At 39.7% G+C, this 15492-nt stretch carries 14 protein-coding genes, 1 tRNA gene and 1 pseudogene; 8 read left to right on the top strand and 8 right to left on the bottom strand.

Going from position 1 to position 15492, the window contains the following annotated elements; translation table 11 throughout:
* Positions 1-354 (bottom strand): annotated as a pseudogene (locus tag FTU05_RS13710) (transposase); the annotation flags it as partial.
* A 278-nt stretch (positions 355-632) separates the two neighbouring features.
* On the opposite strand from FTU05_RS13710, the gene FTU05_RS13715 reads away from it, so the two are divergent.
* Positions 633-827 carry a hypothetical protein gene (locus FTU05_RS13715; RefSeq protein WP_180165764.1) on the top strand — a complete coding sequence of 65 codons (195 nt, stop codon included), beginning with the start codon at positions 633-635 and terminating at the stop codon, positions 825-827.
* 69 nt (positions 828-896) lie between these two features.
* On the opposite strand, the gene FTU05_RS13720 is transcribed toward FTU05_RS13715, so the two are convergent.
* A complete protein-coding gene (locus FTU05_RS13720) occupies positions 897-1544 on the bottom strand; it encodes a LysE family transporter (protein ID WP_180165766.1) in 648 nt (215 codons plus the stop codon).
* A gap of 146 nt (positions 1545-1690) precedes the next feature.
* Positions 1691-2263, bottom strand: a complete 573-nt coding sequence (locus FTU05_RS13725) for an FxsA family protein (RefSeq protein ID WP_078192890.1) — start codon at positions 2261-2263, stop codon at positions 1691-1693.
* 132 nt (positions 2264-2395) lie between these two features.
* Here FTU05_RS13725 and ruvC point away from each other — a divergent pair, with 132 nt between their 5' ends.
* Positions 2396-2941, top strand: coding sequence for a crossover junction endodeoxyribonuclease RuvC (ruvC, locus tag FTU05_RS13730; RefSeq protein WP_078189034.1), 546 nt, complete (start codon positions 2396-2398; stop codon positions 2939-2941).
* 71 nt (positions 2942-3012) lie between these two features.
* On the opposite strand, the gene FTU05_RS13735 is transcribed toward ruvC, so the two are convergent.
* The gene (locus FTU05_RS13735) at positions 3013-3288 is read right to left on the bottom strand and encodes an acylphosphatase (protein ID WP_180165780.1); all 276 of its coding nucleotides are present in this window, start codon (positions 3286-3288) and stop codon (positions 3013-3015) included.
* A gap of 1 nt (position 3289) precedes the next feature.
* Positions 3290-4777, bottom strand: a complete 1488-nt coding sequence (locus FTU05_RS13740; RefSeq protein ID WP_180165768.1) for an NAD(P)H-hydrate dehydratase — start codon at positions 4775-4777, stop codon at positions 3290-3292.
* A 20-nt stretch (positions 4778-4797) separates the two neighbouring features.
* On the opposite strand from FTU05_RS13740, the gene queG reads away from it, so the two are divergent.
* Both queG and bioB read left to right on the top strand, forming a co-directional pair.
* Positions 4798-5892 carry a tRNA epoxyqueuosine(34) reductase QueG gene (queG, locus tag FTU05_RS13745; protein ID WP_180056004.1) on the top strand — a complete coding sequence of 365 codons (1095 nt, stop codon included), beginning with the start codon at positions 4798-4800 and terminating at the stop codon, positions 5890-5892.
* Between the two features lie 277 nt (positions 5893-6169).
* Positions 6170-7162, top strand: coding sequence for a biotin synthase BioB (gene bioB / locus FTU05_RS13750; RefSeq protein ID WP_180116586.1), 993 nt, complete (start codon positions 6170-6172; stop codon positions 7160-7162).
* 127 nt (positions 7163-7289) lie between these two features.
* Here the strand turns inward: bioB and FTU05_RS13755 are convergent, their stop codons facing one another.
* Entirely contained in the window at positions 7290-7514 is a 225-nt protein-coding gene (locus FTU05_RS13755; RefSeq protein WP_180116585.1) for a hypothetical protein, read from the bottom strand.
* A 536-nt stretch (positions 7515-8050) separates the two neighbouring features.
* Positions 8051-10255: an OsmC domain/YcaO domain-containing protein gene (locus FTU05_RS13760; RefSeq protein ID WP_180165770.1), complete on the bottom strand. Its 2205-nt coding sequence runs from the start codon at positions 10253-10255 to the stop codon at positions 8051-8053.
* Positions 10256-10623: 368 nt separating this feature from the next.
* Between FTU05_RS13760 and FTU05_RS13765 the strand changes: the two genes are divergently transcribed.
* The 3 genes from FTU05_RS13765 to FTU05_RS13775 all read left to right on the top strand — a co-directional run bounded on the left by FTU05_RS13765 (position 10624) and on the right by FTU05_RS13775 (position 13089).
* A tRNA-Ile gene (locus FTU05_RS13765) sits at positions 10624-10700 on the top strand.
* Positions 10701-11464: 764 nt separating this feature from the next.
* On the top strand, positions 11465-12034 hold the full coding sequence (locus tag FTU05_RS13770; RefSeq protein ID WP_078189041.1) for a 1-acyl-sn-glycerol-3-phosphate acyltransferase: 570 nt from the start codon (positions 11465-11467) through the stop codon (positions 12032-12034).
* 302 nt (positions 12035-12336) lie between these two features.
* The gene (locus FTU05_RS13775) at positions 12337-13089 is read left to right on the top strand and encodes a YebC/PmpR family DNA-binding transcriptional regulator (RefSeq protein WP_078189042.1); all 753 of its coding nucleotides are present in this window, start codon (positions 12337-12339) and stop codon (positions 13087-13089) included.
* A gap of 89 nt (positions 13090-13178) precedes the next feature.
* Here FTU05_RS13775 and FTU05_RS13780 read toward each other — a convergent pair whose 3' ends face one another.
* Positions 13179-13649 (bottom strand): Lrp/AsnC family transcriptional regulator, encoded by a 471-nt coding sequence (locus FTU05_RS13780; protein ID WP_067763303.1) that lies wholly within the window; start codon positions 13647-13649, stop codon positions 13179-13181.
* A 482-nt stretch (positions 13650-14131) separates the two neighbouring features.
* Between FTU05_RS13780 and FTU05_RS13785 the strand changes: the two genes are divergently transcribed.
* Complete coding sequence (locus FTU05_RS13785) at positions 14132-15460, top strand: hypothetical protein (protein WP_180165772.1); 1329 nt, start codon at positions 14132-14134, stop codon at positions 15458-15460.
* The last annotated feature ends 32 nt before the right edge of the window (positions 15461-15492 follow it).

The following is a 15492-nucleotide window of genomic DNA, read 5'->3' on the forward strand; positions in this document are numbered from 1 at the left end:
TAGATGCAGCCCATCGCTACTTTTTTGGTAGCTGATTGCAATATCAATATGCTTTTGTCTTCTACAAAGCGTACTGTAATCTGGTGCGGTCCAATTTAATCCACAAAGTTTAATCAGACTTTGCACAATGCCAGTGACCATACGTAAAGATAGACGGAATAAGGATTTAATCATTAAGCAGCATTGGATAGCTGCGTCGGAGTAGGTTTGATTTCGCCCTTGTTTGCCTTTTTATGGAGCATACCATTGCGTAGCAGGATCAAACCAAATGGCAATATTTCCGCGACTCATGAGTGCTCGGTTATATGCGGGCCAATTGGTTGTGCGATAGATTTTGTGTGTAGGCTTCTTCATTTGAAAATTATATCGCTGAAAAAGCCTTTACAGATAGGTTTGTGCAACAAAGCCACAGCCAAATACAGCCCTATGAACAAGCTGGCAATGTGTAAAATTTTAGCTAAGCTGAATTTAAGCACTATTATCCAGTTGCTTTAAAGTCATTCAAAGAGATAAGTTAAAATGATGAAAGCCTGAATGATTTCAGGCTTTTTTATGCGCTAGCATCGCCCTGCTCACTTATCTTCACGAGGAAAATTCTTTAAACTATGGCAATAGCAATGAGGTTCTAGACGATGGTGCAGTTAATCAAAAAAGGCGGTTTGCGTGAACGCGCCAATCGTAGCCGATCATACAAAGGCTCTGAAAATACCGAAACCACCCTCAAACCGAACCGTTATCGTGATCATGCTGAAACTACCGATGTTGCACAAGATCCATCAAATACAGCACCATCCAAAGACAAAGATCAAACCAATCCAGAGCAATAAAATTGGCACATAAAAAAAGCCAAGTTCTAATACTTGGCTTTCGCTTTGCTGACAGCAATATGTTTGCAGCTATTGAAGATTGAACATTCTAATTGCGTCGAACCACAGCCAAATCGCAAAAATTAAAAATAACGCCCCTGAGACTAGATCAATATAGCTACCTAACCGTTGGTAGAGTGCTTTAATTTTAGGCAAAGACATAATCATCATAAACAAACTAAACACAATAAAGGTCTGAATCGGAATAATGACAGCAAGCTGCGCTTTTAAGTTGCTACTGGCTGATGAACTCAACGCCAGTGAGAACACACTACTAAAATAGATCAGTGTTTTCGGATTGGCTAAATTTGTAAATAAACCTAATAAGAAATAATTTTCAGTTTTCTGCTGACTTAATGCCTGCCCGTCTTCTAAATTGGCTGTTTGATTTAAACTTTTAAGCCCGCCACTAAACATTGCCCAGCCCATTTTCGCTAAGAAAAACCCACCAACAGCCATTAAAACTTGTTGTATCCATGGAAATTGCTCAACCAGAACCGTAAAGCCCAATAAGGTTAAAACGACCCACACCACAATCCCGACAGAGATCCCCGAAATAATTTTTAAGGTATTTGCACGCGTTGTTGATGCTGCACTTTTAGCAATTAATAATACATCTGGACCGGGACTCAACTGCGCAACAAAATGAAGCGCACAGATGGTGAATAACAGTGACATGCAAGCTGATTCATTTGAATTAAAACGTGAAGATTATATCGCTTGTTCAATTTTTTTGTTGGCAACACAAGGTTTATTTTTAGGCCGTATCAAAATTTACGCAAAAAAAAAGCCGAATACACATTCGGCCTTTCATACTGAGTTAATTATTTTTTATTGACATCTTTCAGTTCAATTTGTTTCGCATCTGGCGTCACTTCACGAGCTTCACCATCAATAACGGATGAATCACGACCTGATTGCTGATTTTGCATATCTTGCATTTGACGCATCATATCTGCAAATGGGTTCTGACCCTGAGCACCGCCCATGCCTCCCATATCGCCCATCATGCCACCCATCATTTTTTCCATCATGGCTTGCTGACGCTTCATCATTGTTTTCATCATGACTGCTTTCATGGCATTTTGTACAGGTGGAATCAAAATAAGTAATGCCATAATATCTGAGATTAGACCCGGTAACAGCAATAAGAAACCAGCCAAAATTTTTGGTAAATTTCCAGTTAAAGCTGGATCATTACTCATTTGACCTGCTTGCATTTGCTGCATTTGAGGCATCAGACCTGATGAATATTTACGGATAATATTCATCCCTATAAAGAAGGCCGCCACGAACCAGAAAAAGACATACCACATGCTGCCGACGAGGTCGCCCACACCGATCCAGACAAACACTTCCAGGATCAAGCCTGCTAAAATCAGAAGAAATAATTTCATGAAAATTAAACAAATCTCAGTAAATTAATTTAAGGTGTTGCGTTCAACTGCTCAATCACTATCAAGCTTTTTTGACACGCTTATGTAACAATATGGGCATTATTTTATTTTTAAAGGGCAAATAGGGCAAACATGTCATTAATTATCGGTATTGACCCTGGGTCTCGCCTAACTGGTTACGGCATCATCGAAAAGGATGGTTCTAAACTACGTTTTGTCGATGCTGGCACCATTCGTACCGAAACAACAGAAATGCCTGAACGCTTAAAACGTATCTTTGCTGGTATTGATCGCATCGTAAAGTTTCACGGGCCTACTGAAGCTGCTGTTGAACAAGTCTTTATGGCTCAAAACCCTGACTCAGCCCTAAAACTAGGCCAAGCACGTGGCGCTGCTATTGCTGCTTTAACCAATTTAGATTTACAAGTCGCTGAATATACTGCGCGGCAAATCAAACAATCTGTGGTCGGCTATGGTGCTGCAGATAAAGAACAAGTCCAAATGATGGTTATGCGCATTCTGAACCTAAGCATCAAACCCCAGCAGGATGCAGCCGATGCTTTGGCTGCCGCAATTTGTCATGCGCATGCGTCCGGGAGTATGAGTAAAATGGCAGTACTGAATGCCTTAGGCGGTATGGCTCGTGGTCGAAGTCGTGTAAGCACTCGACGTCGATAAATAAATCGTCAATTCATATAGATCAGTAGTTCAGACAGTTTTCAAAAGCCCACTCAATCTAGTGATCAAATTTAGCGGATCATTTTAAAACCGCTATAGTCTAATTCATGCATTGGAATTTCTAGCTGATCGATTTTAGTCACATCTGCTCGTAAAGGCCCCACCAGACTGTGTTTCAGTATTTTATGAATGGCGTTTTCAGTTCCTATAATCAGCGCTTCAACTTCGCCCGTCGCTAGATTTTTCACATAGCCATTTAAACCGAGTGCAAGCGCTTGCTGCTCAAACCAACGACGGTAGCCAACACCCTGCACTTTACCTTGAATTCGCAATTTAACCGCATGCATTTTAGTCTTCATCTCCTGAATGATTGACCACATGATAAACCGCTTGGGCCATATCCTGTGCCTGCAAACCACGCATCCCCGACTGCGCCAATACATCACCTGCTAAAGCATGCAGACTTACGATTTCATGCAGATGTATTTGCTGATGGAATTGTGCTTTTAAACTTGCAATCATCCCTGCAAGCACATCTCCCATACCGCCTGTACCCATTCCTGCATTACCTGCGGTGCAAATCCAAAGCTGATCTTCAAGTATTAAGCTGCCTGCGCCTTTAAGCAGCCATTGACCTTGAAATTTTTCTTTTAAATACTGAATTGCTTGTACACGATCTGCTTCAACTTCAGCAGTAGTAATACCCAGTAATTTCGCAGCTTCACCCGGATGTGGCGTTGCATAGGTTCGTGCATTCAAATTTTTAGGTGCTTCAGCTAGAAACCATAAGGCATCGGCATCCAAAACAATTTCCAAGGTTGACTGCTGAATCAATGGAAACCATGACTGAAACTGCTGTTGTGCCCAATCGTCACGACCAAGCCCCATGCCAAAGCTAATCGCATCGACTTGATCGATCAGTTGCCGAATCGCTTCTGTAGTTAATGCATTGATATCGCGTAGCATAATATTCGGTGCGCGCGCCAAAATAGCGGTGTGATGTCGTGCATCACAAACAACCGTAACCTTACCTGCACCTGCATGGAATGCAGCCTCAGCAGCCATAATCACCGCCCCACCCATTTCAGCATGGCCACCAACAACCAAAACATGGCCATAACTGCCTTTATGACCAAAAGCTTGACGTGCAGGTAAAGTGATTTTCTGTGGCGACAAATACGCAAGTGGTTTAAGCTCAGCATCAGTCGGTATGCATGCTATCACCGAAACTTCACCTGCATATTCCTTCGCTTGACCTGTAAATAGCCCTGCTTTTAGACCCAATGCCGTAAAGGTATAATCGGCTTGAAATGCGATGGGTAAAGGCTGTCCTGTATTGGCATGTAATCCGCTTGGAATATCAATCGCAACTTTAAGTCCCGTGCATGCATTCAATCGTTGAATAATGGCTTGCCATTCGCTAGAAAGTTCACGATTGAGCCCTATACCAAATAATGCGTCGATATAAACGTCATAGTCATGCTGAAAATCAAAATGTGTATAGATCTTGAGCTTGTGATCTATCGCTTCTTGTACAGCAGAATGTAAATCTTTCGATGCTCCAATTTCAGCGGCGTAAATATCGACTTGAAAGCCTGCTTGCTGTAGGTATTGCGCTGTAAGATAGCCATCTCCTGCGTTATTGCCCTGTCCACAACATACAGCGATATTTTTTAAATTTTGCTGCTTTAACATTGGAATGAGTTGCTGAGCAATCGACCATGCGACCTGCTGCATCAGACCATAACTGCTATTGTGCTGAGCAAACCAACGCTGCTCCCAAGCTTGAATACTTTGGCTAAGATAAACAGGGCTATGGTAAACTTGCAGGCGCATTGTTTTTCCTTGTTATGATTATGGCCGCTTCAACTCCTGCACAAAAAATTCCTGTCGATCAATATGATCCAGAAACCCTAAAAGCATGGATTAAAGCACAAGCCTTAAATTTAGGTTTTTCTGATTGTGTCATCGCAAAGCCAGATGCTCAAGAGGAACTCCCTCGTTTTAAAGAATATTTAGAACGTGGTTATCATGGCGATATGAAATTCCTAGAGGAAAACCTTGAAAAACGTGCCAATCCTGCACTTTTAGTCCCCGGCACACGCAGTATTATCTGTGTCCGCATGGACTATTTGGTCGAAACCCCAAAACCACGTTATGTTCCTGATGAGCCAAATGCAGCCATCATTGCACGCTATGCACGAGGTCGTGACTACCACAAAGTCATGCGTGGTCGTTTAAAAACCTTGTCGAATATCATCCGTGAAAAAATCGGAGATTTTGAATCTAGACCCTTTGCCGACTCTGCACCAGTGTTTGAAAAATCCTTAGCTGAAAATGCAGGCATGGGCTGGACAGGCAAACACACCTTACTGATCCATAAAAAATCAGGCTCATTTTTTGTATTAGGTGAGCTGTTTACATCACTCGAATTACCTTTTGATTCTCCGGCAACCAAACATTGTGGTTCATGCACAGCCTGTATTGATATCTGTCCAACTCAGGCCATCGTTGAGCCCTATATGTTAGATGCACGTAAATGCATTGCCTACTTAACCATCGAATATAAAGGCATCATTCCTGAAGAATTACGCCGTGGCATTGGCAACCGTGTGTTTGGCTGTGATGACTGTCAACTTATCTGTCCATGGAATAGCTTTGCGCATAAAACTCAAATTGAGGACTTTTATCCACGTCATGGCCTCGACCAAGTGAGTTTATTAGATCTTTGGCAATGGGATGAAGCCACTTTTTTAAGCTGTACTGAAGGCAGTCCTATCCGACGAACAGGCTATCAAAGCTTTATGCGAAATATCGCCATTGGCTTAGGCAACGCACAATACAGTTCAAATATTGTTCAATCATTAAAAAATTCTCGCGAAAAACATGACGCGATTGTGCAAGTTCATATTGATTGGGCAATTACAGAACAAAACTCAAAAATGCTTTAAGGGTTTTCATTCTCTATTTTCCAGATCCTTACAAAGTTTTCATTTAAGCTAAAACTTAGTGACGTAATCCAAGAAAATTAATTTTTTAGCTCAAAATAAACATTGCAGCGATTGTGCTGTCATTTAGCATAACTTTGCAAGCATCTTAAATATCAAAAGTTCTTTGAAAAAGTCATTTCAATGCATTTTAGCTAAATTGCAATGTTACAAAATAGTCTTGGAAGTCTGCAAATTTTACGTATGATGATCTGCATTAGGCAGAAAATATGGATCATTTATGAGCTACCGAAATGACTGGACACATCCAGAAATACAAGAGTTGTATCAACAACCATTGATGGATTTATTATTCCAAGCACAGACCATTCACCGTGAATATTTCCAAGCCAATCATATTCAAGTCAGCACCTTACTTTCGATTAAAACCGGTAAGTGCCCTGAAGACTGTAAATATTGCTCTCAGTCTGCACATTATGACTCTGGATTAGAAGCTGAAAAACGTCTGGCTGTGGAAAAAGTCATCAATGAAGCGAAAGCTGCGCTTGCCTCAGGTTCTTCGCGTTTTTGTATGGGCGCTGCATGGCGCAATCCACATGAACGGGACATGCCCTATGTGCTAGAAATGGTGCGTGAAGTCAAAGCGCTGGGACTTGAAACCTGTATGACCCTTGGCATGCTGAATCAGTCTCAAGCAGAGCGCCTACATGAGGCAGGCTTAGATTATTACAACCATAACCTCGATACCTCTCGTGAGTATTATCCCAATGTCATTAGCACGCGTAGCTATGATGACCGTTTAACGACGCTAGACTATGTTCGCCAATCTGGAATGAAAATCTGTAGCGGCGGAATTGTGGGCTTAGGTGAAAGCCGTGATGACCGTATCGCCTTTTTGATGGAGTTGGCAACGCTGCCGATTCATCCTGAATCCGTGCCGATTAATCTCCTTGTCCCTATTCAAGGTACCCCACTTGCAGAGGTTGAGAAACTTGATGTGATCGAATGGATTCGCACCATTGCAGTCGCACGGATCATTATGCCAAAAAGCTATATTCGACTCTCTGCAGGTCGTGAATCCCTGAGTGATTCAGAACAAGCTTTGGCATTTATGGCAGGTGCAAATTCACTCTTTTCCGGTGAAAAACTGCTGACCACGCCAAATGCAGGCGAAGGCAAAGATCAGCTTTTATTTAGCAAACTCGGTTTAATCGCGGAACAGCCCAAACCAAATGCTGCACAGCTTTCAACTGATGCCATGCAAATGGCTTAAAATCTAAGCCCCGAAGTTCGGGGCTTAGTTCAATTGAATGATCAGTGATAGGTATCAAAGTGCAATGCAAGAGATGGTGCGGACAAATGAAATGGCTAAATCACCATGAGTAGGGAAAATATATCGTTTACTTAACAAAGTTATGTGCTGTTATTAAAATTCCATAGCCTGCATTTAAATAATCCCCTTCACGAATAATGTCTTGACCATTAGCATGTTGAACCACCAATTGCTGCTGAATCGCATCATAATAAAAAGATTCAAAGCAATCCTGATGTTGTAATAACCATGCAATGGTATCTGCCATATTGGCATCGACGGTATAACGCTCGGCTTGAAAATCTTTACTCATATCTGCATGAAAACTGTGGATGTGATTCTATTTTAATGATTTCAATATTGACCGGCATTAAAAAAGTGAGCTTTCGCTCACTTTTTTTTCGGCTTAGACTCTGCATTACTTTGTCACACCGCACTTACGACATTCCTTGTGCGAACCGATTTCTTCCATTTGCTCGTATTCGTAAATATGCATGCAAAATAGTTTTCTGAATAATTGAAGCATGTTGTTAAAACTCCCATTTATTTATTAATGTGCTTCTGAATATTTCGTCCTGAAATATTATGAACATGCCTAAACACGCCATAGCTAATTTATTAGCATATTTTTCCAATGAGTCAAATATCTTTACTTTAAAATGACACAATTTCGGATAATCGGTAATTTTTAAGCCTTCCTTATATTCACCTGAGTTATAAGGATTTTTATTAATATCAACATCACAGATATAGATTAATTTTCAGCAAATTTCGCACAAAAAAACTCCCCCTTAGGAGAGTTTTTTCAAATAGATGATCACATGAGTAACGTTATTCACAAGCCCAGATTTAAACGTTCTGACTGGCAAACTTCGCACGTGCAGCATGCAATTTTTTATAGCTATCAATCAGACGTAAATGACGATCTAAACCTTCAAGTTGCATATTGGTTTCAGTTAAACCGTAGAAGCGAAGACTGCCATCCATTGAACCAATCACTGCATCCATACGTTCATCACCAAACATACGACGGAAATTATGTTCATAGTCATTGAGATCTAAGTCATCGTCCAATTCAACTTCTAAAACCACATTCATGCATTGATAGAACAAACCACGTTCAACTGTATTAGTGTTGTACTGAAGGAAGGTTTCGACCAACTCTTTTGCTTCTTCAAATTCTTGTAAGGCAATATAGATCAGTAGTTTGAGCTCAAGAACCGTTAATTGGCCCCATACGGTATTGTCATCAAACTCAATCCCGATGAGCGTCACAATATCCGTGTAATCATCCACCTCAAGCTCTTCTAAGCGCTCAACCAGTGACACTAACTCGTCTTCATCTAGGCGATGAATGTTTAAAATATCTTCACGGAAGTCCAAAGCTTTGTTGGTGTTATCCCAAACCAAGTCTTCAACCAAATACACTTCAGAATAACCCGGAACCAAAATACGACATGCCGTAGCACCTAGATGCTGGTAGACCGCCATATACACTTCTTTGCCCATGTCTTCTAGAATCGCAAACATCGCTGCAGCTTCTTCCGCATTGGCATTTTCACCTTCAGATGTGAAATCCCACTCTACAAAATCATAGTCTGATTGTGCGCTAAAGAATTTCCAAGATACCAAACCACTTGAGTCAATAAAGTGTTCTACAAAGTTATTTGGCTCAGTGACTGCATTCGAGCTAAACGTTGGTTTTGGTAGATCGTTTAGACCTTCAAAGCTTCGGCCTTGTAGAAGCTCGGTTAAGCTACGCTCTAAAGCTACTTCGAGTTTAGGGTGCGCACCAAAAGATGCAAAAACCCCACCAGTACGTGGGTTCATTAAGGTTACGCACATCACAGGGTACTGACCACCAAGTGAAGCATCTTTTACCAATACAGGAAAACCTTGTTCTTCTAAGCCTTGAATACCCGCAACAATACTTGGATATTTGGCTAAAACCTCTTCTGGTACATCTGGTAGAGCCAATTCACCTTCTAAAATCTCACGTTTGACCGCACGCTCAAAGATTTCCGATAAACATTGCACTTGAGCCTCAGCCAAGGTATTCCCTGCACTCATCCCGTTTGACAAGTATAAATTTTCAATCAAGTTTGATGGGAAATACACTGTTTCACCATCAGACTGACGTACAAATGGCAGAGAACAAATACCGCGTGCTGTATTTCCTGAATTGGTGTCATATAGATGTGTGCCTAATAACTCATTTTCTGGGTTATAAATTTCACGCGTATAGTCATCTAAGATTTCAGTAGGTAACTCGCCTTCTGGGCCGGGTTGGAACCATTTTTCATCTGGGTAATGTACAAAGTCAGCATTGGCAATCTCTTCACCCCAGAACTGGTCGTTATAGAAGAAGTTGCAATTGAGACGTTCAATAAATTCACCCAAAGCCGAAGCTAATGCGCTTTCTTTGGTTGAGCCTTTACCATTGGTAAAACACATTGGCGATTGTGCATCACGAATATGTAGAGACCAAACATTCGGCACGATGTTACGCCATGACGCGATTTCAATTTTCATGCCTAAACCAGCCAAAATACCTGACATATTGGCAATGGTTTCTTCTAATGGCAGATCTTTACCCGGAATAAACGTGGTACTGTCTGACGCTAAATTTGGCATAAGTAAAGCTTGTGCATCTGCATCAATGCTTTCTACTTCTTCAATGACAAACTCAGGACCAGTTTGAATCACTTTTTTAACCGTGCAGCGGTCAATTGAACGTAAAATGCCTTGACGGTCTTTTTCAGAAATATCCGCAGGTAGTTCAACTTGAATTTTGAAAATTTGCTTATAGCGGTTTTCAGGATCAACAATATTGTTTTGAGATAAACGAATATTGTCTGTCGGAATGTCTCGCGCCGCACAATACACTTTTACAAAATACGCTGCACATAATGCTGATGACGCTAAAAAGTAGTCGAATGGTCCGGGAGCAGAACCATCACCTTTATAGCGAATAGGTTGGTCGGCAATTACCGTGAAGTCATCAAATTTGGCTTCTTGTCGAAGGTTATCGAGATAATTAACCTTAATTTCCATGTGGGCACCTAAATATTCTTATGTGTCAGTGCAACACATAAAAATGAAAACATAAGCCGAATAACTGTAGGACATTGACTTAAAAATGTGAGGCCAGTACCAATCTAAGCGCTGTTGGGCACGGTACTGACAAGAATGGGCATTATTATAAGGTTATTTTGACTGTTTGATAACTTTTGTCGTGATTTACATCACGATAGGATTCGACACTTTGTGCATTTTGGTCGAATCCAAGCTCAACTGCTGCAACTACAGCCAATTTGTTGTGTTAGTGTGCAGCCGTGAAGAAAAAGGCTTGTCTTTTAAAAAAATCTTCGCTAGTATGCTTTGCGTCTGAACTTGTTGATAAATAACACATTCAGAATATAGGGCCTATAGCTCAGTTGGTTAGAGCAGCGGACTCATAATCCGTTGGTCCACAGTTCAAGTCTGTGTGGGCCCACCATATAAAACAACCCCTTACGTGCATTAATCGTGAGGGGTTTTTTAATGTTAAAAGCTAAGTAAAGTTTGTCTAAGCCTTTAAAAGATATGGCAGATAACATATAGATACGTACAAAACTTCAAGTCAACTTGAGTAAGCTACGATTGGTTAATACGAGAAGTAGGTTATAAAGAAATACATTCAAGAAAAATTTAAAAGCTTAAGTTCTAGATACCCTTAAATAAAGTCACGATTTGTTATACTTAAAAGGTATTATTTTATTCATTATAAGCAAATGTTTTTTGATTCATGACATTTAGAAATACTATATATTTCACACTTTAAAAGCACAAATATTAAGACTCAACCTGTTCAGGCTTTCTTAAGTCCAAATAAAACTCAACAATTGACCAAATAACAATCAAAGCAAACATAGCAACAGCGAATAACACAGCAGTTAAATAAATCATGCTTGAGTTCTCCGTTAGAAAACGAGTTAAGACCAACAGGTTAAAAATTTTAACCTACGACAAAAGTCTAATAAGAATTTCTGACGGTGCCTAGCCATATTTAGTAAATTTTTAAGAGTATTTTTATCTATGATGATAGCTTTGCTATATAAAATTTAACCGATTTATTGCTAAAAAGTATAATTCTTCAATCCCCCCTTCTTATTCCGATTTGAAATATATGCATAATTCAGATCAAAGCTCACTTAAATCCTCTTGACTGATGATCCAAACAAGCAGAAATTACACCTTTTTAAAATCACCGTACCACCGACTATGTTGAAAAAGTTTATTGGCGAATCTGCATTTAAATTGGCAGGCTGGAAATACCACGTAGAGCCTGATGTTTTAGAAAATAAACAAGTGATCGTCGGCTTTGAACACACCTCAATGATGGATGCTGTTCTTTCACTGGCCCTTTGCCAAATTTACGACATTAAAATTCACACGCTGATTAAAAAAGAACTCTTTAAAGGTCCATTTAAACCTGTTCTTGAAGCGATTGGCGGTATTCCTGTAGACCGTAAAGCCAATAAAGACATCGTGACTCAAATGGTTGAGCATTTTGAAGCCAATGAAAAATTTAATTTAGTCATTGCTCCAGAAGCGACACGAGCAGAACGTGGTGAAGCACGAAAACCGATTCGCACAGGCTTTTGGTATATCGCTAAAGCTGCAGGTGTGCCAATTGTATTAATGTATGCCAACTCAAAAACCAAACAAGGCGGTATTTTCGGTAAGATTTACCCAACTGACCTCGATCACGATTTAGCTTTAATTAAGCAGCTCTATAAAGATAAAGTAGGTTTAGACATCGTGATCCCAGAACCTAAAAATAAAGACTAAGTGCCATTCACGTTTTTTTAAGATATACGTACTTAAAGATATAAATGTATCGTGCTCCATGCATTGTACATTTATATCTTCCTTTTATAACAAGATCACCTCGCTCCTTTCAGCCCAATTCTCATCATAAGAAAAATTACAGTACGAGCGTTTAGACATTTCGCATTATTTTCTCAAATTTGGATATTTTTTTTTCAACTACTCAATTCCTGAAATCCAGCACTTTCACACAAAAAAGCCATTATGGTAGAATTTGCTCAATTTGATAGGCATAAGGCCAATCTACAAGGAGCATATTTCGCATGGCGGGTCATTCCAAGTGGGCTAATACTAAGCATCGTAAAGCAAAACAAGATGCGAGCCGCGCTAAAGTATTCACAAAATTTATCCGTGAAATCGTGACAGCTGCACGTTTAGGCGGCGGTGATGTAGCGTCTAACCCACGTTTACGTGCTGTTGTTGAAAAAGCATTAGTTGCAAACATGACACGTGACACCATTAATCGTGCGATCCAACGTGGTGTGGGCGGTGAAGAAAATGCTGATCTAAAAGAAGTCACTTACGAAGGTTATGGCGTTGGTGGTGTTGCTGTCATCATTGAAACAATGACTGACAACTTGAACCGTACTGTTCCTGACGTTCGTCACTGTTTCTCTAAAACTGATGGTAATTTAGGTACTGCAGGTTCAGTGGCTTATATGTTTACCAAACGTGGTGAGATTACTTTTGAAGATGTTTCTTTAGAAGATCAAATCATGGACATCGCTTTAGAAGCGGGTGCTGAAGACATCGAAGTGGACGAAGAAGAAATTTTAGTTATCACTACACCGGAAACTTTCGGTGAAGTTCAGGATGCGCTAGCAGCAGCAGGTTTAAAATCTGATAACGCCGAAGTGGTGATGAACCCTTCAACTAAAGCGTTAATTTCAGATATCGAACAAGCGAAAAAAATCATCAAAATGATTGATATGTTTGAAGATCTTGACGACGTTCAAAACGTATATACCAACGTTGAATTCACCGATGAAGTAATGGCTGAGTTAGAAGCTCTATAATTCAATCGAGTGAAGTATAAAACGCACCCTTCGGTGCGTTTTTTATTGCCTAGCTTTCAACTGTTTGAGTTTATATATGAGGGCTGCATTTAAACCTTATTTAATAAGCCATTACAGTTAAAAACATTATATTGTTTAATTACAAAGCTCGAATGTAATGCAACTACGTGTTCAATTTTACCAATGCGCTTGAGTAAAATTTCACTATAGTTTTCCATATCCCGTGCAACGACTTCCACAATAAAATCGGCAGACTGCCCTGTCACTAAAAATGCATTAATGACTTCTGGGATACTTTCTAATTCTTCTAAAAATTTAGCAAAGGTGTCTGTATCATGCTTACTCAAAGACACCTGCAGCAGCACATGCAAACTAAAGCCCAGTTTTTGATAATTAATTTCACGTTTTAGACCACTGATAATATTGTGATCAATCAATTGTTTGATCCGACGATGAACTGAACTGACCGATAAATTCACCCGCTCAGACAGTTCATTTAAATTGACATCTTCATGGGTCAAAATTTCTAAAATTTGTTTATCAAAACGGTCTAGTTCCATCAGTCTACTCCAGCCATTTTTGAAAACAGTGTTGATGATCATGATTCATCAAACGCCTGCTGTCATTTTCAATGTTATTTTAAGTTTTAAAATCAGCATTTATGTGCAAGTTTTCTCATGTATAGCATGATTTATTAAAAATAATAAAGCTCATATGCATTATGAACATAATAATTTGCATAAATGTCGTGTTTAAATGAATGTTTTTTCATCAAAGTTTAGTTTTTATATTCTAAATGACGTCTTTAGACAACTTACCAATAAAGCTTCTCGATGCATTCCATTGATCTGAATAAATCAATTTCAGATAAAAGGGAAAGATATTTTATTTATATTTTTCAATTTTTTATTTTTACTTTATTTTTCAATGTGCGCTCTATTTCACATTTCATTTTTTTCACTTATTTACTTGGTTTGGTAATTACATTAAAAAATAGCGGCGGTTCATAAATATACAAAAAAACAAAAACGGAAGAATAAACATGGCAATTAAATCACTGAGTTCACTCAGCTCAAAATTAAGTTCTGTACTAAGTCCTTCCCTACAGCTCAGTACAATTAGCAGCACGGTCAGTAACCTACTTAGCCCACTTAAACCTACAACCAATATCACGGATACACTGACAGGATTATTGGGTAATTTAGGTGGCACAAAGTCTTTTGATTTTAGCGCACTGACTAAATCGCTTCCGCAAGTGATTAGCACGATTCAAAGTCTTACATCCAATAACGGTTCAAATTCGGATGCACTCAAGACATTGATGACAACATTACAACCGCTCCTACAAAACTTAGGTAGCAACGCTGGCTCAACAGAGATGAATCAGTTGGTTCAATCCTTACCTACCATTGTCAACAGCTTGCAAAGTTTACTGAGTAGCACCAATAATCAAGCCAATCTTCCTGACAATATCAGCAGCGCTGTAAATGCCATCAAACCACTGCTTGCTATGCTTGGAAGCGCAACTGGGTCAACTGATTCAACGCAAATTATCAATACACTCAGCCAAGTTTTAGAATATTCGCAACCCATTATTCAGATGATTGGGAGTTCGTCTTCTGGAAACATCGACTTTGGGCAAATTGCACAAGGTGCAACGACTGCCCTCCTACCTTTATTAGCCTCAATCAATAAAGATAACTCTTCTATTGATATGGAACAGTTGAGTCATGCTTTACCGACTGTGATTGGAAGTGTGACCAATCTAGTGACTGCCATTTCTTCAGCCAACCAAGGGAATATCCCTGAGACTATTTCAGAGGTGATCAAAGGACTTAATCCGCTGTTAGATTTGTTGGCAAAAAGCGATGTCATCGATACGGATCAGGCTCAAACCGTCAAAGCAATTTATGATGTATTAAATAGCGTGAGCACCATTTTGGATGTGGTCAACAATCCATCCTTACTGACGCTTTCAACTGATTTAAATCAAGTAATTGACTCGTTGAAACCAGTCATTGCTCTGATGGACAGTAATGGTGAAGCGACTCAGTTCCTCGATCAACTGACCATTCCAAATCTTGGCGATTTACTTGGCAATCTTGCTCCTGAAAAAATTGATCTGGGTTCTATTTCGGATCAGTTCAACCAATTGACTGAAAACCTCACAGGCCAATTACCGAATATTAATGACCTATTGGAAAATTTAGGTTCTGCTCAAGGTGATTTTGATATCTCCACCATCATCCCAAGTATTAAAGATGCGATAGGCAATATCTTCTACCCGGTTATGCCGCTGAATACTTTACAAGCCGATAGTATCAGTCCAGTGCTGAATATTTTAGACATTCAACAACAAAGCTATATTTAAGGATTGAATGTCTGATGAAAAAGCGCGCCGTT

It is taken from the genome of Acinetobacter sp. YH12049 (assembly GCF_013419875.1).
Taxonomy (GTDB): domain Bacteria; phylum Pseudomonadota; class Gammaproteobacteria; order Pseudomonadales; family Moraxellaceae; genus Acinetobacter; species Acinetobacter amyesii.